The sequence below is a fragment of the Streptomyces enissocaesilis genome, from assembly GCF_039533765.1.
Classification (GTDB): Bacteria; Actinomycetota; Actinomycetes; order Streptomycetales; family Streptomycetaceae; genus Streptomyces; species Streptomyces enissocaesilis.
The window spans coordinates 1-23,400 of sequence record NZ_BAAAUD010000040.1; the positions used below are offsets into that span (position 1 = coordinate 1).

The window sequence follows — 23,400 nt, forward strand, 5'->3', positions numbered from 1 at the left end:
GCGCCGTGGTTGGCCAGTCTGGCCAACCACGGCGCTCAGGGCATAGGCACCGCCAGTCTTTACAGAGGCAAGATGAACCGTTCCGACTTCTCTGCCGCTCCGTTGTGAGCCAGCAGAGAGGATGGGTCTCGTGCCCAAGAAGATTGACGCAGCCCTTCGTAGCCAGGCCGTGAGACTGGTGACAGAGCATCGTTCGGAGTACTCCTCCGAGCGTGCACTGCACGTTCAGGTCGCCGAATCCCTCGGTATCTCCCGGGAGTCCGTGCGGCGCTGGGTGATGCAGCACGAGGTTGACGCCGGCCAGGTCGCGGGTGTCAGGACGGACGAGCGGGAGGAACTGCGCAGGCTACGGGCGGAGAACAAGCGCCTGCGCGAGGTCAACGAGGTACTGAAGTCCGCGACGATTTTCTTCGCGGGGGAACTCGACCCCCGAAACCGCTGATCGTGGCGTTCGCCGATCAGATGCGGGCCGCCGGGTATGCCGTCGAGTCGATCCTCACCGCCCTGAAACAGGCAGGGCTGAAGATCGCGGCACGAACCTTACGAGCCTGGTGCGCCCCAGCGGGCCCGTCCAACCAGGCCGCGGGCCGAACCGTAACTGACGCCTTGGTCGAGGACGCCGTCCGCCGGCTGGCCTTCACCACGAACGGGGCCGGTGAGCGTGTGCTGGCTCCCGAGGGGCTCTATGGCCGGCGCAAGATGCTGGCTCTCATCCGCCGCACCCTCCTGCCTGAGGCCGGGTTCGGCGCCGTCGACCGCGCTATGCGCTCGCTCGGCCTGAGTGGTGTGGTGCGCGGGCGAAGACCAAGAACGACGATCCCCAACCCGGCCGACGCGCGGGCGGCGGACCTGCTGGACCGCGACTTCACCGCCCCGGCACCGGACCGCAAATGGATCACCGACTTCACCTACGTCCGAACGTATGAGTCGTTCACCTACGTCGCGTTCATCGTCGACTGCTTCTCCCAGAAGATCGTGAGCTGGCACGCCTCGGTCAAACGGGACGTGGAACTGGTCAACGTGCCGCTGCGGATGGCCTTGTGGCGTCGCACCCACGAGGGCAACCCCGTTGGTCGCGACCAGCTCATCTGCCACTCGGATGCCGGGTCGCAATACACCAGCGTGCGCTTCACCGAGCACCTGCGCATCGAGGGCATCAGGCCCTCGATCGGCAGCGTCGGGGACGCATACGACAACGCGCTGATGGAGACGATCAACGGCCTCTACAAGTCCGAGTGCATACGCACCAAGGTCTTCCATGACGGCCCGTGGAGAACGGTCTCGGACGTCGAGTACGCCACCGCCTCGTGGGTCGAGTGGTACAACAACCGTCGCCTGCACGGAAGTCTGGGCATGATCAGCCCCACCGAGTACGAGGCAGCACACTACGCTGACCCAGAACCTTCGGCCGACTGATCACCGGCCAACAAAACACCGGCAGGAAAGTCGGAACGGTTCAAGACGCCGAACGCGGGCGAAAGCAGGCCGAGCACAGGGTCGAGAGCCTGTGAGGCTTGGCTCAGTTGGCCGAGCTGGCCGAGCTGGTTGAGCTGGTTGAGCTTGTTGGTCGCGCCAGGGTAGATCGCCATGTCGTTGTCCGACTTGGGCGGTTCGACCGCGCTGGCGGGAGCGGCAGACACTGAGATGGCGCCGACAACAAGGACGGAGGAAGCGAGCAGAGTTCGCGTGTTCATCATGCCTTGATCAACGAAGAAACCAGCATGAAGACACCGGTACATCGACCGTGCTAGGGCAGGGCAGCGCCATTGCGAGGCTCGTGCTGAGCACGGCGCTTGGCCAAGTTGGCCAGCTACCGCGCTCAGTGGCCAACGAAGGCCCGACCACATCCAGACGGCGCGTCCTCGAAGATCGACGTGCCTCATGAATCGAACACATGATGGAATTACGCTATGCGACGGACGACCCCTGATGATCTTGATCGCGCCCAAGACGAGTGGCACGCCACCTACCGGCAGCTCGCCGCGCACCCGTGCACCGCGCTCCGTAGAAGGCTGATCCATCTGTCGTCGGCGGTGTTGTTCCATCCACACTGGCAAGGGCAGCGGTCAGCGGGCTGGGCAGCATTGCACGGAACACGCCACGGCCAACCCATCTCCTGACCTGTCTCGGGTCTGGAGCATCCGCAGTCGATGGGCGTTGGGTGCCGGCCAGGGCGAACAGGCTGCCTCCGGCGGGTCCTCCTCGGAGGGGGTGGGGGCTGGTTGGTCGGGTGCCGCGCCGTCGTGGTGCAGGTGGTGAAGGCGGGGTTCCCTCCTCGGCCGGACACCCCAAGGGGCGTACCAGGAACCCGGACACGGCGTCCAGGCNGACCGAGGAGGGAACCCCGCCCAGGCCCGTTGTGGCCGGGCCCGGCCGGGCGGGTGCGGGCCGTGGGGTGTGAGAAAAGGCCAGGTCGGAGCCCATATCCGGGTTGACTCGAACCCCTAGAACGTGGTTTAATTAGTGATGTCGGAAGGGGAGGGCAACCCCCGACCGACATACGGCAGGCCGACCGGCCGCCGACAACCCCTCTCACCAGGAGACAAGCGATGAACACGCCCCTTACCGTCGCAGAGTTGGCCCACCCGATCGTTCTCGAACTCGGCGGGAACTGGCGACCGCAGCCCGCGCGCCATGGCGTTCAGGAGCTGGATCACGCCGCCACCTTCACCCACCTGGACGGCCGACAGCTTCACCTCTCCGAGCGGTTCGACGACCCCGGTCACCTGCACATCCGAGGCGCGTTCCCCGCCACCGACTACCCGTTCCGCAAGGGCGAGCGCGACACCGTCCGAGTCGCCGTGACCGAGGACCCGGCGGACATCGCGGCCCGGATCGCCGCCGACCTCATCCCCGCTCACCGTGAGGTTCACGAGCGGGTGGCCGAGCACAACCGCGCACAGGCCGAGATGCGGCGGGATGTCGAGGAGGCCGCACGCGATCTCTCAGCCCGACTCCCCGGAGCGCGAACCCGAGTCGACGGCACAACTGCCTTTGTCTACATGAATCTTGAGCCGGGAGAAGTCCGTATCGGACTCGACGGCGACACTGTGAGCCTCGTGCTCAACGACGCGCCCCGGATCATCGCCGACGCCGTCGTATTCGCGGTGAGTCGATTCCTTCCCCACGTTCAGACCCCCGAGGGTGAGCGCGGCGAATACGTCGACGGATACGCCCTCTAACCTCCCCCATGTTTCCCGGCGGCGCGCTCCCGTAGCGCGCCGCCCCCACAGCAAAAGGCCCCGTGATGAGCGCCGACGTATTCACAATCGAGCCGCAATGGATCGTGCAGGCCCCGCACCTCCGGTGCACCCTCAAACGCGCCCTTGCGCTCCAGGCCACACAGAATGTGTGGTCCGGTACCGAGCACATCAACAACGCCGTAGCGATGGCCTACGGTGATCAACTCCCGGACTCCGGCCGATGGGAACTGACCCGTTCCCAACTCCGCACACTTAAAATTGCCATTGAGTGGCGCAGGGCCACGCGCGCGGCCAGCGACAAGAAGACCGCCCCCGATATTCTCGAACGCTGGACGCGAATAGAGGACGAGGTCATATTGATCAGAAACTCATGGGGTTCTCGTTCAGGACGTAGCGGACGTGCGGGCCGCCGAAGTAACCGCGGACGATGTGTGGCTGACGTTGCCGCCGGCGGAAGAAGCGGCGGGTTTCCGCGGCGAGTTCGTCCCGGTTCCGGGCTCGGTGCTGCCGGGGCAGGCTGTGCTTGAGGTCGGCGTTGACCAGCTCATCGGGGTTCAGCTCGGGCGAGTACGGCGGCAGGAAGTGCAACTCGACGGCGTCGGGGTGGGCGGCGAGCCAGTCGCGGACCTTCTTGGACCGGTGGGCGGAGTGCCCGTCGACCACGAGATGGACCTTGGTCTCGAAGTGGCCGGCGAGCCGGTCCAGGAAGCGGCACATCACCGCGGCGGTGAAGCTCTCGGTGAAGACCATGAAGTGCATCCGGCCCTTGGTGCTGATCGCCGACATCGCGTTCATGGAGAACCGGTTCCCGCTCCGCCGCACCACGGGCGTCCTGCCCTTCTCACCCCAGGTGCGGCCGGTGACCTGATCGGACCGGATGCCGACCTGGTCGGCGAAGAGGATTTCGCCGCCGTCCTTCTTCGCCTTGGCCCGGATCTTCGGCCAGGCCTCCTGATGCCAGCGCGCCACGGCCTCGGGGTCCTGCTCGACGGCCCGCTTGTCAGGGCGCTGGAAGGACAGCCCCCACCGCTTCAGGTACTTGCCCACCCCTGGCTCGGTCAGCCGCACCCGGTACAGCTTCGCGATCAGGTCACCGACCAGCCGCCGTGTCCACAGCTGCCCGCTCAAGCCCACGTCGCAGGGCCGGTGATCGAGGACCGCCTGCCGCACAGCGGCCTGCTCGGCATCCCCGAGCACCTGATGCACCCCGACCGGCTTACCCCGCGGCAGCATGACCAGCGCCTCCCGGCCGCCGGCCCGCCACTTCGCCCACCACCCGTCGACTGCCTTCAGCGACACCCCGAAGACTGCCGCCACGTCTTCACGGTCCCGTCCCGCCACCAAGGCGGCCACCGCCCGCAGCCGAAGGGCCTCCTGCGCCGACGGCGACAGATGCCGCGCGTCCCCCACCAAATCGCTCACACCCCACCAACGACCCAGAACCCAAGCCGTTTCGGATCAATAGCCGCATACCGCGCCGTGAGCAACGAAGCAGGGTTGTACTGGATTTAGTGGGTTGCCGATCATCCAAAAACGTGGTTTAATTAGTGGTGTCGGAAGGGGGAGGGCAACCCCCCGACCGACACCGTGGGGCCAGCCGGCCCCGGACGATCTCTCACCAGGAGGACTGCGACATGCCCCGTAAGCCGAAGATGACCGACGAAGAGCGCCGGGCCTACTCCGCCAAGATGCGCGGTGAACTCGAAGCCGTCATGGATCGCGCGTACGGCGCGATGGTCGGCAGCGAAGAATTCTGGGCCGCCGTCATGCGCACGGCCGCGAACCTGACCCACCCGGACCGCGACGACCGCAGCCCCACCAACTGCATCGCCATCGCCGCCCAGTGCCCGAACGCCACCCACGTACTCAGCTCCGGAGACTGGCGAAAGGCCGGACGCTTCCCGGCCAAGGGGTCCACCTCCCTCCGTATCTGGACGCCGATCAAGCGCCGGACCGAGGATGCTCAGGAGGCCACCGCCGCAGCCGCCGACGGCGGGCAGCGAGAGGCCACCGGCGAGGCCGCCGAGAGCCAGGGGCGCAAGGTGTCCGGCTTCAAGGCCGGGCCGGTTTTCGACATCAGCCAGACCGACGGCGACGCCTACGAGCCGCCCGCCGCCGCCCCGCTCGCCGCCGAGGTCATCCGCGATGTCCTGGTGAACCAGTACCGCGACCAGCACCACGAGGACCCCGAGCAGGCCGGAGGGTTCGACTTCACCCAGGACGCCCCCGACAGCGCCGTCCGCATCCTGCTGTACGGCCACGCGTGGCGACGCATCACAGAGGCGGAAGCCCCCCTTCCGGGGCAGCGCGCCGCCGAAGTTGCCTCAGCCGCCCACGTTGCCGCGCTCATCCTGAACGTCGCCCCAGGCCCCGCCGTCATGCCGCCGCTCGCGGGCATCATCACCCAGGAGAAGAAGCCCCCGGTGCATGAGTCCGCCGTCCGGGCCATCGAGACCGGCCGCGCCATCGCCCGCGCCGTTACCACGGCCGCCGAGCGCCGCCGCGAACTTGCCGTGGCCGGTTGACCCAGACCCAAGAACATGGTTTAATTAATGGTGTTGGAAGGGGGAGGGCAACCCCCCGACCGCGACACCGCCGCCGGGGCCGACCGGCCCCGGCGGAATCTCTCACCAGACAGGACACGACATGCTCACCACCGACAAGAAGCCCACCGTCCAGGACTTCCCCACCGCGACGCTCGTGATCGGTGGCCCCTGGTTCCGGGGCCACCAGCTCGACACCCGCCCCGCCGTCGTCGTCGGCCCGTTCGGCGGGCCGGAGTTCGCGGACGAGGCCACCATGTCCGTGGTCTGGTTCTTCACCCTCGGTGCCCCGCAGCCGGGCGACAGCGTCCAGGCGATGTTCCCGCACGAGCTGGCCCCGCTTGACGACACGCTGACCACGATGCACCAGGACACGTTCCGCGACATCGTCCGCAGCCTGCGCCGGGGGCGATTCGCCTACGACGACGGGGACGCGCTCCGTGCCGCCGTCCGCCAGGCATGGCGCGAGCGGGCCGGACTGGCCGACGCAGACCCGGCCGCCCGGCACACGCTCCACCGCAGCTGACCAAGGCCCCGCCGGTCCGGGGGAGGGCAACCCTCCGGACCGGCAGGCCCCCAGCACCCCAGCGGACACCCCTTCGGGGCGGCAGGACAGGTCCGGTGCGTTCACCGCCGCCGGCCGACTCCGCCGCAGGCGGCTCCGCCGACCGACGACGGGCACCGGACCGCAGCGGACGCGCCCCGCGGGGGCGCGGCAGCCCCTGTCGTCGCGCAGGCGCGACGACCCGCGAGCCGATCGTCCCTCACGGCCCGCGCCGGTGGTGCAGCGCCGCTACCAACGCACGGTCCGCCCTGCGGACGGACCAAACTCTCACCAGGAAAAGCCAGTTCAGTGACTATCGAGATCACCCACACCCGCCGAGAAGGAACCCTGATCGAGGGCACGAGCCGTGGCGACGGATCGGCCGAGATCCTGCGACTTCGCGAGTACGGCCGGACCCAGAGCCAGCCCTTCCGCTGGAGCAGGAACCTTGACTGCTGGTACCTCCCGCAGAGCCGTGACCACGCCACCTACACCCCCTCGCTCGAACTCCTCGCGCAGCGACTCCGAGACGCGGGCTTCGAGGTCACGTTGACCATCGACAACGCCGACCGCCGATCGTTCTCCGACGCCGAGAAGGAGCGGGAAGAGAAGGCCGAAGGCCGGGCGGAGAGGTTCGGCGGATACGCCGCCAGCGCCGCCCAGAATTCCGAGGCCGCGTGGAAGTCGAGCCACGAGATATCCGAGCGGTTCGCCTTCGGTCAGCCCATCCTCATCGGACACCACTCCGAGGGCCGCGCCCGCCGTGATCACGCGCGGATGGACAACGCGATGCGCAAGAGCATCGGCGAGAGCGACCGCGCCGCCCACTGGACCGGCCGGGCACAGGCCGCCGCGAACTACGAGCGGTTCAAAAAGGACCCCGGCCGCACGCTACGCCGTCTCGACAAGCTGCGGGCAGACCTCCGCGCGGTCGAGAAGTGGCAGCGCGGCGAGTCCGCCAAGGGGTTTTCCCGGAGTCCGGCAGACCCCGAGCTGGAGACCGAGCACCAGGAGCTGACGGAGGAGATCGCCCACTGGGAGCAGGTCATCAAGGACGCCGAGGCCGAGGGCTTCAAGATGTGGTCGAAAGCCGACTTCACGCGCGGGGACTTCGTTCTCTACCGAGACACCTGGTACGAGGTCCTGCGGGTCAACCCGAAGTCGGTGACGATCCCGCACATTCACAACGGCGTCGGTCAGCGCGTCGTTCGCGCGGCGGACAACCGTCACGACGGCTGGACCTGGACCGCTCCCTACGACGACGTGTCCGGGCGCAAGAGCGCCGACGAGATGCAGCAGTCGACTCGGGCCGCGGCCGCCGAGCACCAGGAGCAGGCCCAGCAGGCCCAGCAGGCCCCGCCGATCAAGAAGCCGGTACCGGCGGCTGAGACGTGCCCTACCAGTCACCCAAGCCCATGGCACGCGAAAGCGCGCCGCTGGGCTCTCTGTCAACACGCCCCTGAAGGGAGGTCGACCCCGGCGACGGCCCCCGCTGAAAAGGCAAACGGGCAGGAGGGCATGGCACTGGTGCTCATCACCTCGAAGAACTCCCGCCGCTCCCGCAAGCGCGCCTTGTGGGCCATGACCCGCCGCGAGGCACAGGCGGTGTGCGGCGACCCCCGCACCTCCGGCCGCTCCTACATGCTCACCTGGACCGACAGGCCCGGCACCGAAGGCGCCGACTGGGAATGGGTCCCGGACAACGGCAGCCACGCCCCGGTCCTAGACGAGCTGGGCATCATTCCGCGCCGTGAATGGACCGCCGCCCCGCAGGCCCCGGCCGAGGCCGCGTAACCAAGCCCCCACCCGTCCCCCGGCGGCCGAGCACGCCGGGGGACGGGCCCCTCTCTCACCAGAACAGGGCACCACCATGACCACGCAGCTCCTCGAACGACCCGCGACCCTCACCGTCCCCGACACCGAAGCGGGCAGGCTCATCGTCCCCGCGACCGAGGGCAGCACCACCGTCCCGACGTACCGCGTCGGCGCCCCCGACATCCAGTGCCGATACCCCGTGATCGTTGGCGAAGACCAGGTCATCGGCCGCGCCTACAGGTGGCACCGGGATTGGCTCGTCCTCACCACCGAGGGCGAACGCAACCTCCGCCGTCCGCCCAAGGGGACCCCTGGCACCGACATGGCCGCCACCCATCTCGCGGAGGAGTACGCCGCCGGTCGGATCGGCGCCGTCCCTCTGGACCAGGTGCTCGCCGAGGCCCCCACGCCGTTGTGCGGGCCGGTGCCTCTCCTGCACCCGCGGATGCCGGTCAACGATCGCAACATCGAGGGCGCGCAGATCGCGTTCGCGGGACTCCGGGCCCACCACTGGCGGGCAGTGCTCACCGGGTTCCCCGGCAGCGATAACCACTGGTTCCTCAGCTGCGAATTGTGTGACTGGCAAGGCCCGAAGTTCTGGAGCCACTTGCGCGGACGCAACGGAGAGCCGCCGAGCGCGCGCCGTCACAAGGGCGGGTGCATCGGAGAGGACAAGGTCCGCCGACTGATCCCCGCCTACCACTAGCAGCCGACCGAGGGGCGGCGGCAGCGCGCCGCCGCCCCCGCTCTCCCGAAGGACAGCACCGTGCCGACCCGCCATACGCCCGAAAGCATCGTCATCGCCGACACCCCGGCCGCGATCCTGGAATGGGCCGCCCGCCACATCGAACACGTCGGCATCCACCAGGGCACACGCCTGTTCGCCGGTCCGGGCCGTACGGCCACGTTGCCGTGCTGGCCGCGCGGCGCCCTCGAAGTCGCCGCCGGCCACGGGCGGGGAGCCGCCGACCGGACGTACGACTGGGACCGCATCGACCTTGCCCGTGTCCAGGCGTTCGCCATCCTCGCGGAAACCCTCACCGGTCACCCCGTCGCCGCCGACGACCCCGCCGCCAAGGCCCTGCACCGCGAGGCCATCGACCGGTGGAGCAGCGAGCCCGGCCGTACCGCCGCCGACGCCGCCCACGCGTTCCGCACCGCCGCCGCCCGCGCCGAACACGCCCTGTTCTAACCCCCGCCGCCCGCCAGCATCCCGAGTCATCGAAGGCCCACACGATGGACGAGACGACAGAAGACCGCAGCACCACCAGGACGCCGAGCCGCCGAGGAGCCGCCACCCCCAGCCGGGACGGCGTCCACCGGCTCAGCGTGCCCCTCCACCCCCGGCTCAGCGCGACCGAGCTGATCCGCGTACTCCTCGCGGCCCCGGGGGAAACCGACCTCGCCGCCCTCGACCCAGTACAGGTCCGGTCGCTCATCGCCGACGTGCTCACCCAGCACGGCTATGACGTGCTCGACCGGTCGCCGTACTACCCGGAGCTCGACCGTCACCGGGACGCCCGCCGCGCGGTGCGCCGCGCGTACGGGACCCGGTTCCTCGACGCCCCCGACGAACAGGCCGCGCTCGCGGACCCGCTCCGCGAAGTCCTTGCCGCCGGAAGCAGGAAGCCGTGACCGCCACCGTCGCCGAGCTGACTGGAGCACGGGCACGGCAGACGTACTACTGGCGAGTGCGCAACGCGCGGACGCGCCACCGCCCGGAAAGCGCCGGGCAGGCGTGGCACATACAGGCCGGACACCCCGGCGGCGCGTACTGCGACCTCGGCCACGAGCTGGACCCGCCCTCACACCACGCGCCGACCCTGCTCGCCCGCAGCCGGCCGACCGGCCGCCGGGGGCACGAGCAGGAGTTCCGCGGCGGGTGTCTCGCGTGCGAGTGGGAAGGCCCCGTGTACTCCGGCGACGGGTTCGGGGACGGTGACAACGAGGCGGTGGAGGACGCCCACGACCACTGTTTCCCCGGCTGGAGGAGGCTGCCGCCGATCACCACGGTCGAGGACCGATGGGCCGTCCCGCGGAGCCGGAGCCGCTGGGCTCAGCTCACCGCCCAATACCCGCCGGGCTGGATCAACCAGTGCGCCCCCGTCCTGGCCTGGAGCCGGTACCGCCGTGAAGCCCACGCTCCGCCGCACGCGGGACGCCCCCGCTACGAACTCCGCGTCACCCGGCCACCGAGCAACCTGGGCCACCACCCCGCAGACCAACGGGCCCTCTTCTGATGACCGCCGTCCTCCGGATCAGGGCCCCGCCCCACTTAACCCAAAGGTGGTTTAATTACTCCGCCATCAGCGGAGCGGGCAACCTCCGACCGGCCGAGCGTCCCACGGGGCGCCACGCACCCCAGACAACAAATGACGGCCAGCGCACAAGGGCAACAAGGCGCTGGCCGTCGGTGTCTCTCACCAGAAAGACCACACCATGCTATGTGACCGACACCCCGACTGTCCCCAGCCCGGCGACATCGCCCAGCTCACGAGGGGTAACAGCATCGGCGCCGATCAGGCCGACACCTTCGTCATCGTCGAGGACTTCCCCCCGACCGGCCGACACCTCGTGCTCAACCTCCCCGTCGACCACCCCGACCGCGCCGACTGGGCCGCCGCCGTCCCCCTGGCGGACATAGCCACCCTCACCCGGCTCGAACCGGCCGGCAGCCGTACGTGGACGCCGGCCCCGGACCCGGACGAACCCGAGTGACCCCGCCGAGCGGGCACGACCCCGACCAAGAACAGGAGACGACCGTGTCCTCCAAGACCGGCCGCACGCTCTACTCACGCGCGGACCTCCGCAAGGTCCACGGCATCAGCGAGCCGACCCTTCAGAACCTCTGGACCGACCGGGAGAACAACGGGCACCCGCCCGTCGCGGACACCACCGACGGCGTCATGCACTGGGACGGCGACGTATGGGCGAAGTGGCACCACGAGCTTCAGCGGCAGCGCGCCGCCGCGAACACCACCAACCCGCCGAAGCTCGACGGTGACCCCGAAGAGATGGTGGGCCCGGCCGAGGCGGCGAAGATCTGCGGGTTCGCCGACTCCGCCACCGTGTCGCACTACGTCAAGAACCCGCCCGAGGGGTGGCCGGCACCGGATGACTGGGACGAGCTTCCTACCCGGCGCCGCCCGAAGTGGAAGCGCTGGCGGCTGTGGCAGTACCTTGCTGACCGCAAGGGCCGTGGTCACGCCGGCGGACGGCCCGCGGGTCGCCGCGGACTGGCCTACCCCTACCAGGGAGACGAGCGGCTGACCCTCGCCCGGCAGGCCATCGCGGCGAACCCCAGCGCGAAAAACGCCGAGCTGATCCCGCAGCTCCAGGAGCAGACGGAAAAGACCTACTCCCGTCCGACCTGGAACCTGATCCTCAAGTCCGCCCGCGAGCACCCCGAGGAGTGATCCGTGCCCGACACCCGCTGTCCGCGCTGCGGCGGCCCGCTCGGTGAACGACCCGCACGTTCCCGGCTGACCAGCGACCGCGAGGTCTTCATCTGCACCACGTGCGGTACGGAGGAAGCCGTGCGCGAGGCCCACGGTCAGGCGCCGGTGCCGTTCGGCGAGTGGCCCCTGAACACGTAGCCGTCGGCCGAGCCACACGGCCAGCATGACGAAGGTCCCCGCTCCGACCCGGAGCGGGGACCTTCGTCATGTCACCAGGCGCTTGCGGGTCGGCAGGGCCCAACCAAGACCGCTCGACCCGACCGCGGGCGACAGATCAGCGGCTACGAGCCCCCCACTGGTCGGGAGCCCGCTCCGCCCTCCGGCCGATCGCCCGGGTGCGGGGGCGGAGTCTGACGTCCCGGTCCGCACCGGTTCTCCGCGTCGCCCCGTACGCCGGGGAGTCCGAGGCCATCCAGTACGGGCCCGACAACTCGGCGAACCGGCGGGAAGCCGCCGGATACGAGGTGTGCTCCATACGCGGACCAACGGCTCAGCGCCGCGTAGGCACCGCACCGACATCGGATCGTCATGCCGCCTCAGCACGTACGGCACCCCAGCCCACGCACCTCGCACAGAGGTAACAGTCCAACAGGACACCAGGCTCCAGGAGCCTGATCCAGGAGGAACCAGGCTGATTGTCCGGTGATGCTGGAAGTTGCGTCCGCCGGCGCGGCTGACCAGCGGGGGGAGGGGTGTGTCTTCACGGCTCACAGCGAGAGTGTGCGGACCAACCTTGCGGATCCGACGAACAGCCACTTTCCCGGACGCCCCTCCGTGGCCAAAACCTCAGGAGCCCGCAAGTAGCTCGTCCACCCGCTGGCACGTCCGCAAAATGGGTCTGCAACCGCAGACTTCGAAGTTGTCCCGTCCCGCGTAACGGGTTGTGCGTAGAGAAGAACTAGCACTGCGACCAGAAGATGGGCAGGACGGTGGAATTTTGCCGCCCTGCCCGATCCCGCCCGCCATCTACGCCTGCGCTGGCTGCTGCTGGCAGCCAGGGTGGTTGCCTGGCTTCTGGATGCCAGCGCACGCGGTCGTGTACTGCCCAGGTCGATCCGCCGTATCAGTGGGGGTCAGCGGCGGCCGATGACGCCTGCGAAGGCGGCCAGGGAGACGGTGCCGGTCTTCTTCGCGGCGCTTCCGACGGCACCCCAGCTGCCGATGGACTGGCCGTAGTTCGCGGTCAAGGCGGTTCCGGTAGCTGCGTTCTTCGGGGCGGACATGTCCGTGCCGGCTGCCATCTCCACGACCAGCGGGACCTGGGTGGAGAGGTTGACGGAGCCCTGGAGGACCTTACCGGCGATCTTCCCGGAGGTGGTGGAGGTCCCGACCACCCTCGCGCCCTTGGTGCCGATGTAGTTGAAGACGGTCGTCGCCTCGGACGCGCCGCTTCCGCCGGTGGTGGCCAGGAACGTGCGGCCGGCGGTCTTGGAGACCACGCTGGCCTTGGACACCGCGCCACCGGTCATGCCGATCGTCTTCATGGCGACCCGCCCGGCCTTGAGGCTCTTGGCGACTGCGCCGATCCCGGGCAGGGCTGCGAGGGCGTCGGCGCCGAGACCGACGAACGTCATCGCGTCCCAGTCGCCCTTGATCGACTCGTTCACGGTGTGCGCGCCGAGCGAGGCGACGGCGGTCACGACGGCGATGGGCCCCGCGATGGGCGTGAGGACGGGGATGAGAGCCAGGACGCCGGAGACCGCGGCGACGATGCCGAGGATGTCGCCGAAGAGTCCCCAGAAACCGCCGCCCTGTTCGGCGGCTGCGGCTTGGGCCGCCTTGCGCGCGGCCTCCGCCTTGAGCCACTCGAACTCCTGGCCCCGGGTTTGGATGACCCGGGTGAACTCCCGGTCGGTGAGCAGGCACTGGAGCTGGAACTCGGCCTGGAGGGCGATCGCGGTGTCGATCAGGTCGTAGAGGTAGCCGTCGGGGATCCGGTCGCGCGCGTAGCCGTTGTCCTTCAGCCGCCAGTAGTTGCCCGTAAAGCTCATGCCGCCCATGGCGAGGGAGTGGTTGGGTCCGGTGTTGCGGGCGATCTCCGGGTGCATGAAGGACATCACACCCTGCACCGATTCCCGCAGCGCGTACATGTCGTGCTGGTCTGGCGGCCACGGTGACTCTTCGGAGGGCTCCCATTCCCGCATCTGGGTGGACTGCTTGTCCAGGTCTGACCGGAGAGAGTCGGTGAAGGCCTTGGCCTGGGAGGCGGCTTCCGGGTTCGACTCCAGGTACGCGCGGTACTCCGTGTCGAGACGGCGCAGCGCGGAGAGGATCTGGTTCTCCTGGAAGACGAACATCCGCAGCAGCTGGTCGATCTTGTAGCGCTCGACGCTGGTCAGGGCGTTCGGGTCCCAGCCCCAGATCTTCATCGCCACCGACGCGTCGTCGGTGTACATGTTCAGTTCCGAATGGACCGCGCCGACGAACTTGTCGCTGCCCGGGTCGAAACCGAGGCTGTAGAGGGGTGAGCTGATCTGGTACGAGATCTTCATGGCAGGGAGGTCCCTTCTCAGGCAGCGGCTTCGGCGAAGGCGATGGTCTTGCAGACCTGGCCGATGATCTCGACGCAGTTGTCCCACTCGGCGATGTTCTCGGTGGCGATGGCGAAGTCCGCCATGGCAAGGCGGCCCGGGATGGGCACGAACACATGGAGCTGGCGCACGATGGTGGCGCCTCCTCCGTCGCCGAGGAGGTTCACCGGCCGCTCGACCTTCCGGTCCTCGGTGAGCAGCACGGCGGGGCCGGCCTTCAGGCGGACAACACCGACCTCGGCGTCCGGGTAGAGCGCCCCCATGGTGCGGGCCAAGCGGTGCACGGTCAGCTCGTTCGACAGCTCGGCAGGGCGGGCGGTCACGGTCAGGGTCACCGAGGAGAGCTTCTTCTTCGGCTCCTCCCGCGAGGGCCCGGACAGCAGGGTGCCCGCGTAGACGGCCCCCGCCGCGCTGAGCATCTCGTACATCGATTGCTGGGACAGGACAGCGTGCGCGATGTCCTCGTCCGACGGCTTCGGGTCGACCATGTTCAACCGCTCGATCAGCCGGTTGGTGTTCACCTCGGCGGAGACGGCGAAGTCGATGTCCTGGAAATGCTCCGGCACTCCGAAGCTGAGCGGCAGATCGATGGTGACATCGGGCACTGAGAGCGCTCCTGACAGATCGGGAAAGAGCAGAAAGCACGGACAGCCGTCACAGGAACGACCCGTGATCACCGTCGCGGCTTCGCCATCCTCGGCACGTTCCCGGAAGCCGGACAAGACATCGGATCCGGCCACGCACGCGTGACGGCTCGTTCCGAGCCCAGAAAACCCCGTCAAATCCGGACCACATCCGGGACGCAGAGACCTCCGCCGCCGAAGAATGTCCGGATCTACGCCCACCTCACGCGGTGGGCATCCCTGCCAAACGCGGTGGCCAGCGCAACTGCGGGTCGATCCTCAGCGACGCCTTCAGCGGTGCACCCTCAACCATTCCCGGCCACTGCCGATGTCGCGGGTTTTCGGCCGGCCTTGAGACAGATGTCATTGCTGCTCCCGAACCGTGGGGACGCGCACGGCGGACGGTTGCAGGACTGGGAGGAACGTGTGCCTGGTGAAGGACGACACCGATGCGGCCGCCAAGCGCGCCCTCTACCGCGGAGGCGACCGAGTTGCCGGACTGGCACCACTCCCACGGCCACGACCTGGTCGTGATCGAACACGCCAAAGCCAACACCGGCGGCATGGACTGCTTCCTTTCCGAACGCGACGGCACCGTGGTGGGCCTGGTCTCCGCCCTGGCGATGCCGACCTGGCTACGCGAAGGAACCTGATCACGCACACAGCACATCGCCGCAAGGGCACCGGCCGCGGCCGGGCCATGGTCCGCCTTCTGGCCCAACGAGCCCCCGGCAGGGCACGCGTGGTGTGTGCCTGTTTGCGACTGCCGGCAAACCCGGGGAGCGCCTCCACCGCGCCACCGGCCTGCAACCGGTCGGCAGCGAGACCGAATGGTCCAAACCGCTCCCGTGACAGAGCCGAAGCCCGCTCTGCTGACCACAATCCCCTTGAACGGCGCAGGTCACGTCGCAGGCGGTGCAGGAGAACGCGGTCGAAGGCGCGGTGGAGGAGTCCGCTGGGCTTGCCGGACTGGTCTTCACCCCCCAGCCGCACACCGAAACCGGGAGAACGGCCACGGCTCTCCGGTTCGCCGCGGCTTTCGAAGACCGAGCAGCAGTGGCCATTGCCCGCCCCGTCGGTGGCGAGTGCGAGAGTGGATGATGCCCGGCGGCGCCCATCCACCGAAGCCGATGCCGCCGCCGGACCTTGCTAGATGCTCAAGATCACCGACGTAGCACCAATCGCTAATCCGTTGTCGGGGCCGGGGTATCAGCGGACGAGCGTCCACTGCTGCTTGGGCTCACCGGCCGTGCACGGATCCACGACCACGGTTCCGTCCTGGTTCGCCCAGCACAGCTCGCCACCCTCCTCGTCCTTGACGTCCAGCTTGATCTGCCCTGTGCGTTCCCCTGTGTGAGTCCAGCCCTGCCCCCCACCGATGCAGGGACGAGCCACGACGAAGTCCTGTTCGTTGGTCGCACACAGGCTGCCGGACCTCAACTCATGGCTGGTGGGGTTCCAGGACCAGGAAGGCACGGGATCGGCGCTGCAACTGCCCAGGCGCACCACGGAAGCCAGGTCGTCCCCGTCGATACGGGCACACGAGTTTCCTTGTGTGATCAGCGACGGTGCGTCAGGGTCGAACGCGGCGGCGGACGGGCCCGCGCCCAAGGCCAGCACGGCGGCGCCGGTCGCCGCGAGAACAACAAGGAGACGGCCCGGCGTGCGGGTCGGCGTCAGGTGTGATGTCTTCATGCACCGCTAACGATCACAAGGCCTGGCGGTGTCGTCCCCACAGCACCTTGACATCCCTACGATCCCCGGCAAAGGCCGAAACCCGACGGCACAGGCGAACAACGACCACAGGATGAACCCGCGAGAGGATCGCGGATTGCTTCAACCACACCTGATCACTGAGAGGCGCCGCCGCCCGAGCAGCAGCGAGGCGTCCACCGCCTTGGTGCCCACCGGCCGCAGCACCGCCGCGCCGATGGTGCGGGTGGCGACCTCGACCGCGATCGTTAGATCTGCCCGCGCGGTCACCCCGAGTCCAGGACCACCATGACGTCCAGCGGGTGGAGTCGATCTGCACCTGTTCTCCGGGCCGGTCCGCGAACGTCGGCGTGAACGGCCCCGCCGACCGGTTCGCCGTCTGCCGCCGCGTGACCGCCGAACCGAAGGCGTGCCGTCCCGTGGCGAGCGCGTCGATAACCTTGTAGAGGGTGCGCGTGCTCGGCAACGGCACCACCCCCTCACCGTGCGCGGCCTCCACCGTTTTGATCACGCGGCGGATCAGCCGCGACCGTGTGCCGGTCGAGACGTTCGTCTCGCCGTCGAGCACTTCGCGGATCGCAGCCGCCAGCCGGGCATCCCGTGGCCTGCCACTGCCGCGTCGTGCGCTGATCCACCAGCCCCCAAAGCCCCTGCTCCAGGTAGCGCGACCGCCTGCCCTCCACTGTCCGCAGGCTCACATCCAGCTCGGCTGCCTTCGCCAACATCCGTTCGGTAAGTGACCGCGTCACCGGGTCGTACTCCAGCCGGACAGGTGTGCCCGGCTCGACGCCGGGCGGCAGCCCGGTCTCGATCTCGACTACGTGCCGCTGTCACTCGACCGCCGCCGCCCGCGCCGGCTCCGGCAGCGTCTCCAGGAGACCGAACGGCTCTATCCCCGGCAACGGCTCCTCTCCGGTAACAGCGAAGTCCGGCGCCGCCACCAGATAGGAGGCCAGCACCACCGAATCCATCCCGGCAGCGGACCGCAGCCGCACCGCCGTTCCAGCCAGCGCCACCACCTGATGCTCGCCGTCGTGAAGGTGACCCCAGTCGCCAGGCCGCAGCACCGAGCCCCTCCCCGCGGTCACCGGTTCCGCCCCCGGGGAGACCAGCGAGCCGCCGTGCAGGGGCACCGACACGTCCACCGTCGGTTCGTGCGACCACAGCAGGTGGAAGAGCATCGAACTTGGCCACGTTCCGCGGGCCGCGGCGTTCGGCCGGGCGGCAGTCGACGACCACGGCCGTCCCGTCGTCGCGATGGGCGAAGCAGTCCGGCGCGTGCGAAACCGGCCTCCCGTTCGCCACTGTCCCGAACAGCCAGAACGGTTGCGGGGACCAGCTACCCCAACCCCTCACCACAAGGTAGATCTTCAGCCCGCAAGACTCCCCGCAAAATGAAGCTTCACTCCGCAGCTTTCGACGTCACAGGACACTGATCCTGTCCTTTCCCGCGGGAGGCTGCATCGCTCGGCGACCGTGACCAGCGGGGTGAAGGAATGAGTTGGATGACCGGCGCCGCAGAAGGTCAGACTCACCCTGCATCTTCGACCCCGAGCGCCCGCCCATTGCCCCAGCGCCGGGGCGTGGCGAGTGGTGGTGCCGGGCCGTCTCGGCCGACGGCCGATCGCGGCAACGGCCCGACCAGCGTGCCGTCAGAAGTCTCGGCGATCCTTTGGAGTCTCCGCGACGGAGAGGATCGCTCCCGTCGTCATGTCTTGGACGAAGGTCAGGCGCTTGTCCGTGCGGAGAAGCGGTTTTTCGCTCGGCTTCAACACGTCGCCCCCCACCTGATGGACACACCGTTCCGTGAATGGCTGACGTGTCTGACACCCCACGGATGCAGGTGTCGCCTGACGCGGAAGTGACAGCGGCCCGATGCGTCATGGGAGGGGAAGCCCGGCTGGAGGTGGTTCAGCCGACCCGTACCCGCCCGATGACCGCGCTGGTATCACGCCGGGACGTTTCCGGGGGTAGGGCCAAGGCACGGGACGCGCGGGCCAACGGAGTCCTGGAGATCCCTGGTCGAACCCGCGCCGGCCGGTCCCCGGCTGCTTCGCCGGGGACCGGGTTCCTCACTTCAGCAGGGAGCTGGCGATATACCGCTTGCGCGAGCTGGCCGGAGCCTTCCGGGGGCTCCCCGGTGTCGGCGAACTGGCCCTTGATGTCCATGCAGAGGAAACTCGTCCGTGCGGGGGTCCGATGTCCCGTTCTTGGAATGGACCACCCGAGCGAACCACACCACGGAGACACTCAGGTCGGCCTCCTGCAGAAAGGCATCCAAGGCATCCAGCTCCATCGTCGGGAAGTGCCGGGTCCAGTCGCCCTCCAGGCAGCCCCGCCCGTCGTACGTCAGCCCGGCACCGGAGATGGTGAACATCTCGTCACCGTTGGCCTGCGCGTCCTTGTCGGCCTCCTCGTAGTCCGCGGCTCGATGCTTAGCCACCATGAACGCTTCGGCATCAGTCACTCCTCATCCGTGGTGTTCCCTGCACACACTCTTGTCGCTTCGCGGTGGGGTGGGGGTGAGGTGGTGGCGGATGGCGTTGGCGAGGGGGGTGAGGTGGGGTTGTCGGAAGAGGGTGAAGTGGTCTCCTGGGACGGGAACGGTCACGAGGTTGGGCAGGTGGTGGGGGTTCCAGCCGTTGTGGGGGTCGTCCAGAGGGAGGGCGATGTGGCGGTCGCCGTGCAGGACCGGGGGGAAGCCGTCGGTGGCTTTGAAGACGGTGACGGGCAGGTCGGAGGGGGGCGGCTGGTAGCGGACGTAGGCTTCGAGGCTGGCTTGGTAGATGCGCAGCATGGCCAGTACGAAGTCTTCGTGGGGGAGCATGCCGGTGGCGCCCAGGAGGCGGGCAAGCTGCTCGCGCTGCTGCTGGGGGGATGCGTCCGGATCCAGGAGCGGTGCCGGGGTGGCGTCGGTGGGGGCGACGATCCTGTTCATGGTCGCCAGCTCTTCGATGGCGGCCCTCTCGTTGGCCGGGGGCGGGTTCTGGCCCGGGAGGGGCACGTAGGTGTCGAGGACCAGGACGCCGGAGATCTCTTCACCGGCGGCCTGGAGTTGCAGGGCGGTCTCGTAGGCGACGAGGCCGCCGAAGGAGTGCCCGCCCAGGAGGTAGGGGCCGTGTGGTTGGGCTCGGCGGATCTCGTCGGTGTATCGGGCCGCGAGTTCCACCACATCGGTGTAGGGCTCTTCGCCGCCGTCGTGGCCCGGCGCCTGGATCGCGGAGAACGGCTGCTGGGGCCCCAGCTCTTTGGCTAGGGGGCGCAGGTACTGCACGGTGCCCACCGCGCCGCCGGCGCAGAAGAACGGACGTGCGGGGGTCATGGGCAGCAATAGCGCCGGACGCTGGTGGGGTACGGCCTGGCGCCCGGCGGTGAGGTGGCGGGCGATGGCGCCGATGGTGGGCTGATTAATCAGGTCGATGGATGGCACGTGGGTGCCCAGCAGGTCCGAGAGGGCGGCTTGCAGGGAGGCGAAGCTGATGGAGTCGAAGGCGTAGTCGTACAGCGCCGCGTCCAGGTCGATGTCTTCGGGCGGGAGGTCCAGCTCGGTGGCGACGGCGGCGGTGAGCCAGGCGCCCAGCGCGGCCTCGTCCAGTGTCGTGGCGCCGGGCACCGTCTGCGGTTGGGCGGCGGCGGTGGCCGTGTTGAGTGTGGGGAAGAAGCGGCGCGCCAGGTCCTGGGCGTAGCTGACGTTGCACTCGATCAGTTCGAAGGCGGGGAGGCTGCCCGCGTGGTAGGTGCGACGTTGGCCCTGAAGGTCTTCCAGGCGGTCTAGGATCCCGGCCCGCAGGTCGCCGCTGGTGAAGTGCGGCATGAACTCCCATCGGCGCTGCAGGCGCACCGACGTTATGCGGCCGCCGAGCCGGTCTACGTTCTGGCCGAGGAGCTGGGCGGCCTGCTTCTCGCCGGTGTCGGGGCTGCCGTAGAGGTACCCGGTGTAGACGTCGCTCTCGTCGTAGCGGTGGTGGAAGGAGGCACATCGCGCCGACGCCGCTGAGCCCGCGGTCTGCTCGGGCAGCAGGTGGAAACCGGAGCGGGGCAGGCCGTCGGCGGTGAACACCAGGGTGCGGTAGTCGATGTGGCGTACCTTGGCGGCGATCTCGCGTTCTTCGTCGGTGGCGTCCAGCACCGGCAGGAGCCGGTCGAGCGGGACGGTCAGGACCAGGTCGTCGGCCTCCACCGTGCCGGATCCGGTGGTGATCCGCACTCCCTCGTCGCCACGTTCGACGCGCTCAATCCGGACGGCGAGTCGCACGTCGGGCAGGGCGTCGGCGATGCGCTGCCACAGGCGGTTGAAGCCGCCGGCGACGGTGAACGCGCCCGCGGTCGCCGCCAGCGCAGGCTGATCCGCCACCAGGCCGGTGAGTTCGGCGTACTTGGCGAAGTACAGCGCGGGTACGCCGGAGTCCAGGGATCCGTAGCCGGACGCGGTGAAGCCCGGTCCCAGGGCGCCGGCGAGCGGCTGGAGGCGGTTGTCGGCCAGCCACTGGCCCACGGGAGCGGCCAGGGCGCGTGCGCAGTGGGCGAGCCCGGGGGCGGCGATGTCGGGGAAGTGCTCGGCGCGCAGGTCGGCGTACCGGCGATGGCCGTCACCCTGGAACAGCGGCGAGAGGTCGGGCGCCGCCCAGGCCCTGGTGGTGGAGTCCTGGACCAGGGTCGGCGTGGCCTGTTCGGTGGCCACGCCGACCTCGGCGGCGAGCTGGGCCAAGGTGGTGTAGCGGGGGGTGCAGATGTGCCCGCCCAGGTCGTAACCGCGTCCGTCCATGTCGAGGGAGGCGCATTTGCCGCCAGGTCCTTCGGCCGCCTCCAGGACGATCGGGTGGTGTCCGGCGCGATCGAGTTCGCGGGCCAGGGTCAGCCCGGTGGGGCCGGCCCCGACGATGCACACGGTGCGAGCAGAGGTCATCGCGAGGACTCCTGTCCGGGCAGGGTGGAGGGGCGTGGTGCGGGCTGCTCGTGGACGGTGAGCGTGGTGAGGGCCGCATGCACCGCCCCGGAGAGGAACGCTTCCCGGCAGGCACCGCGACGCACCTTTCCGCTGGTGGTCTTGACGACGGTGCCGGGGCGGCCCAGGACCACGGCGTGGCACACCAGCCCGTGGTCGAGGCGGACGTGGTGGCGGACCGCGGTGATCACCTCCTGCTGCTGCTCAGGGGTCAGCCCCGTCTGGCGGGTCTCGGCGAAGACCACGATGCGCTCGGTGTCGCCGCCGGCCTCGGGCTCCACGGCGAACGCGGCTGTCCCGCCGGGACGGACCAGCGGGTGGGCCTGGGCGACGCTCGCCTCGACGTCCTGAGGGTAGATGTTGCGGCCGTGCACGATCATCAGGTCCTTGAGGCGCCCGGTGACGAAGAGCTCCTCGCTGTGGAAGAACCCCAGATCCCCCGTGCGCAGGTACCTGCGAGGATCCTCCCCGTCGTCGGCGACCTGGGCCTGGAACAGGTCTGCGTTCTCCTCGCCGAGCCCGTAGTAACCGGCGGTCTTGGTGGGCGAGTCCACCCAGATCTCCCCGATCCGCTCCGGGGGGCAGGGCCGGCGCGTGTGCGGGTCGACGATCCGGACCCGCGAATCCGCCTTGCGGACTCGGCCGGACCCCATCAGGGTCACGGCCTCCTCGGTCTCCTCGACGCTCTCGCACGTGGTCTCGGCATTCGGCGCCACCGCAACGATGCGTCCGTCGGCGAGGGCGTTCCGGTCGACGCGCAGGACGGCGCGACCGCCCATGGTCACGCTCAGCGTGGCCTCGGCCAGCCCGTAGGCGGGGTAGAAGGCGCTCTTCGCGAGCCTGGCGGGGGCGAAGGCGTCGAGGAAACGTCGGACGGTCTGCGGCCGTACCGGTTCACCGCCCGAGCAGATCACCTGCAGCGAGCTCAGGTCCCAGCGGGCACGCTGCTCGGGGGTGCTCTTGCGCACCACCAGGTCGAAGGCGAAGTTCGGGGCTGCGGTGTGGGTGGCACGGACCCGCTGCATGGTCTCCATCCACAGAGCGGGCCGGCGCAGGAACGACATCGGGGACATCAGGTAGGTGTGGGAGTTCCCGATCACGGTGGACAGCACGAAGCTGATCAGCCCCAGGTCGTGGAAGTGCGGCACCCAGCACACCCCGCGCGTGTCCGGACTCAGCCCCAGCGCCTCGGTGTTCGCTTCCACCTCGGCCTGCATGTTGCCGTGCGTGACCACCACACCGCGCGGGGTGCTGGTCGACCCCGACGTGTACTGCAAGAACGCCGCCTGGCCCGCATCCTGGGGTATGCGCCATCGGAGTCGTAGCGGCTTTGCGGGGCGGGCCCGGTCGGTGCGCCGCCAGGCCAGGTCCGGCCAGCGCACCTGGTGGCGGGCGAACAGGGAGGTGAAGTTCCCCGCCGTCCTGGCCCACTCGTAGGAGCTGTTCGTCAGCACTGTCGAGGCCCCGCAGTCGGCGGCGATCTGCGTGAAGGCGGCCACGTCGTGACGCAGATGCAGCGGATCGGGCGGACACACCGGCACCGGCAGCACACCGCCGGCCAGACACCCCAAGAACGCACCGACGAAATCCAGGGACGGCGGGTACACCAGCAGCACCCGATCCCCCGGCACCACACCCCAGCCGGGCAGTGCGCGCGCCACCGCGTCCGCCTGACCGGCGAGGTCCGCGACCGTGAGCCGCTGGCGGTCCACGCCCTTGTCGTCCACGAACGTGAACAGGACCCGATCAGGGTCCCGCTCGTACAGGTCCAGGAAGGAACTGAGCAGGTTCCGCGTCGTCGAAGGGGCAGCGGTCATTTGGAGCCTCACAGAGGGTCGGCACACTGATCCAGATGGACTACCCAGCAGTAAACCAGTCCGAAAACGCCTTGAGACGCAGCTCCTTGGCTCACTGGTCGCGTGGGCCCAGGCGACGGCTGCCGTCTCCACGGGAGGTAGAAGGTTGAAGGCCGGGGCGGGCACTGACCGTCGGCGACGGCGCTGCCGCTGTGTCGGGCGGGGCCGG

At 69.1% G+C, this 23,400-nt stretch carries 23 protein-coding genes; 13 read left to right on the plus strand and 10 right to left on the minus strand.

Translation table 11 applies throughout. The features are described 5' to 3' along the window. Positions 1 to 130: 130 nt before the first annotated feature. A protein-coding gene (locus ABD374_RS20035) for an IS3 family transposase (protein WP_344496950.1) occupies positions 131 to 1,416 on the plus strand; the annotation gives its coding sequence in 2 pieces (ribosomal slippage) (positions 131 to 404 and positions 404 to 1,416; 1,287 coding nt in all). Here ABD374_RS20035 and ABD374_RS20040 read toward each other — a convergent pair. After that, a complete protein-coding gene (locus ABD374_RS20040; RefSeq protein ID WP_344496951.1) occupies positions 1,386 to 1,697 on the minus strand; it encodes a hypothetical protein in 312 nt (103 codons plus the stop codon). The genes ABD374_RS20035 and ABD374_RS20040 overlap by 31 nt on opposite strands. A gap of 879 nt (positions 1,698 to 2,576) precedes the next feature. Between ABD374_RS20040 and ABD374_RS20045 the strand changes: the two genes are divergently transcribed. Then, on the plus strand, positions 2,577 to 3,182 hold the full coding sequence (locus ABD374_RS20045; RefSeq protein ID WP_344496952.1) for a hypothetical protein: 606 nt from the start codon (positions 2,577 to 2,579) through the stop codon (positions 3,180 to 3,182). A 381-nt stretch (positions 3,183 to 3,563) separates the two neighbouring features. Here the strand turns inward: ABD374_RS20045 and ABD374_RS20050 are convergent, their stop codons facing one another. Beyond that, on the minus strand, positions 3,564 to 4,625 hold the full coding sequence (locus ABD374_RS20050; protein ID WP_425577284.1) for an IS630 family transposase: 1,062 nt from the start codon (positions 4,623 to 4,625) through the stop codon (positions 3,564 to 3,566). Between the two features lie 212 nt (positions 4,626 to 4,837). Here ABD374_RS20050 and ABD374_RS20055 point away from each other — a divergent pair, with 212 nt between their 5' ends. From ABD374_RS20055 to ABD374_RS20100, 10 genes are all read left to right on the plus strand, one after another. Further along, positions 4,838 to 5,728: a hypothetical protein gene (locus tag ABD374_RS20055; protein ID WP_344496953.1), complete on the plus strand. Its 891-nt coding sequence runs from the start codon at positions 4,838 to 4,840 to the stop codon at positions 5,726 to 5,728. Between the two features lie 121 nt (positions 5,729 to 5,849). Continuing rightward, positions 5,850 to 6,272: a DUF6409 family protein gene (locus ABD374_RS20060; protein WP_344496954.1), complete on the plus strand. Its 423-nt coding sequence runs from the start codon at positions 5,850 to 5,852 to the stop codon at positions 6,270 to 6,272. A gap of 327 nt (positions 6,273 to 6,599) precedes the next feature. After that, positions 6,600 to 8,084: a DUF3560 domain-containing protein gene (locus ABD374_RS20065; protein ID WP_344496955.1), complete on the plus strand. Its 1,485-nt coding sequence runs from the start codon at positions 6,600 to 6,602 to the stop codon at positions 8,082 to 8,084. A gap of 76 nt (positions 8,085 to 8,160) precedes the next feature. Beyond that, a complete protein-coding gene (locus ABD374_RS20070) occupies positions 8,161 to 8,811 on the plus strand; it encodes a hypothetical protein (RefSeq protein WP_344496956.1) in 651 nt (216 codons plus the stop codon). A 60-nt stretch (positions 8,812 to 8,871) separates the two neighbouring features. Further along, positions 8,872 to 9,297: a DUF6197 family protein gene (locus ABD374_RS20075; RefSeq protein WP_344496957.1), complete on the plus strand. Its 426-nt coding sequence runs from the start codon at positions 8,872 to 8,874 to the stop codon at positions 9,295 to 9,297. A gap of 44 nt (positions 9,298 to 9,341) precedes the next feature. After that, positions 9,342 to 9,740, plus strand: coding sequence for a DUF6181 family protein (locus tag ABD374_RS20080; RefSeq protein ID WP_327436046.1), 399 nt, complete (start codon positions 9,342 to 9,344; stop codon positions 9,738 to 9,740). Further along, a complete protein-coding gene (locus tag ABD374_RS20085) occupies positions 9,737 to 10,345 on the plus strand; it encodes a DUF6349 family protein (RefSeq protein ID WP_344496958.1) in 609 nt (202 codons plus the stop codon). The genes ABD374_RS20080 and ABD374_RS20085 overlap by 4 nt, the downstream gene beginning before the upstream one ends. Before the next feature lie 199 nt (positions 10,346 to 10,544). Further along, on the plus strand, positions 10,545 to 10,823 hold the full coding sequence (locus ABD374_RS20090; protein WP_327436048.1) for a DUF6211 family protein: 279 nt from the start codon (positions 10,545 to 10,547) through the stop codon (positions 10,821 to 10,823). Between the two features lie 44 nt (positions 10,824 to 10,867). Next, entirely contained in the window at positions 10,868 to 11,521 is a 654-nt protein-coding gene (locus tag ABD374_RS20095) for a hypothetical protein (RefSeq protein ID WP_344496959.1), read from the plus strand. 3 nt (positions 11,522 to 11,524) lie between these two features. Beyond that, positions 11,525 to 11,701, plus strand: a complete 177-nt coding sequence (locus tag ABD374_RS20100; protein ID WP_344496960.1) for a hypothetical protein — start codon at positions 11,525 to 11,527, stop codon at positions 11,699 to 11,701. Between the two features lie 935 nt (positions 11,702 to 12,636). On the opposite strand, the gene ABD374_RS20105 is transcribed toward ABD374_RS20100, so the two are convergent. Continuing rightward, positions 12,637 to 14,055: a hypothetical protein gene (locus tag ABD374_RS20105; RefSeq protein WP_344496961.1), complete on the minus strand. Its 1,419-nt coding sequence runs from the start codon at positions 14,053 to 14,055 to the stop codon at positions 12,637 to 12,639. 17 nt (positions 14,056 to 14,072) lie between these two features. Further along, positions 14,073 to 14,699 (minus strand): hypothetical protein, encoded by a 627-nt coding sequence (locus tag ABD374_RS20110; protein WP_344496962.1) that lies wholly within the window; start codon positions 14,697 to 14,699, stop codon positions 14,073 to 14,075. A gap of 467 nt (positions 14,700 to 15,166) precedes the next feature. Between ABD374_RS20110 and ABD374_RS20115 the strand changes: the two genes are divergently transcribed. After that, positions 15,167 to 15,370 carry a hypothetical protein gene (locus ABD374_RS20115; protein WP_344496963.1) on the plus strand — a complete coding sequence of 68 codons (204 nt, stop codon included), beginning with the start codon at positions 15,167 to 15,169 and terminating at the stop codon, positions 15,368 to 15,370. 556 nt (positions 15,371 to 15,926) lie between these two features. Here ABD374_RS20115 and ABD374_RS20120 read toward each other — a convergent pair. The 6 genes from ABD374_RS20120 to ABD374_RS20145 form a co-directional block, all read right to left on the minus strand. Next, the gene (locus ABD374_RS20120; RefSeq protein WP_344496964.1) at positions 15,927 to 16,412 is read right to left on the minus strand and encodes a hypothetical protein; all 486 of its coding nucleotides are present in this window, start codon (positions 16,410 to 16,412) and stop codon (positions 15,927 to 15,929) included. A gap of 13 nt (positions 16,413 to 16,425) precedes the next feature. Continuing rightward, positions 16,426 to 16,998 (minus strand): hypothetical protein, encoded by a 573-nt coding sequence (locus tag ABD374_RS20125; protein ID WP_344496965.1) that lies wholly within the window; start codon positions 16,996 to 16,998, stop codon positions 16,426 to 16,428. A gap of 262 nt (positions 16,999 to 17,260) precedes the next feature. Then, the gene (locus tag ABD374_RS20130) at positions 17,261 to 17,611 is read right to left on the minus strand and encodes a hypothetical protein (RefSeq protein WP_344496966.1); all 351 of its coding nucleotides are present in this window, start codon (positions 17,609 to 17,611) and stop codon (positions 17,261 to 17,263) included. Between the two features lie 896 nt (positions 17,612 to 18,507). After that, the gene (locus tag ABD374_RS20135) at positions 18,508 to 18,897 is read right to left on the minus strand and encodes a hypothetical protein (protein WP_344496967.1); all 390 of its coding nucleotides are present in this window, start codon (positions 18,895 to 18,897) and stop codon (positions 18,508 to 18,510) included. Positions 18,898 to 18,900: 3 nt separating this feature from the next. Further along, a complete protein-coding gene (locus ABD374_RS20140) occupies positions 18,901 to 21,336 on the minus strand; it encodes a thioesterase domain-containing protein (RefSeq protein ID WP_344496968.1) in 2,436 nt (811 codons plus the stop codon). Beyond that, complete coding sequence (locus tag ABD374_RS20145; protein WP_344496969.1) at positions 21,333 to 23,192, minus strand: fatty acyl-AMP ligase; 1,860 nt, start codon at positions 23,190 to 23,192, stop codon at positions 21,333 to 21,335. The genes ABD374_RS20140 and ABD374_RS20145 overlap by 4 nt, the downstream gene beginning before the upstream one ends. Positions 23,193 to 23,400 lie beyond the last annotated feature (208 nt).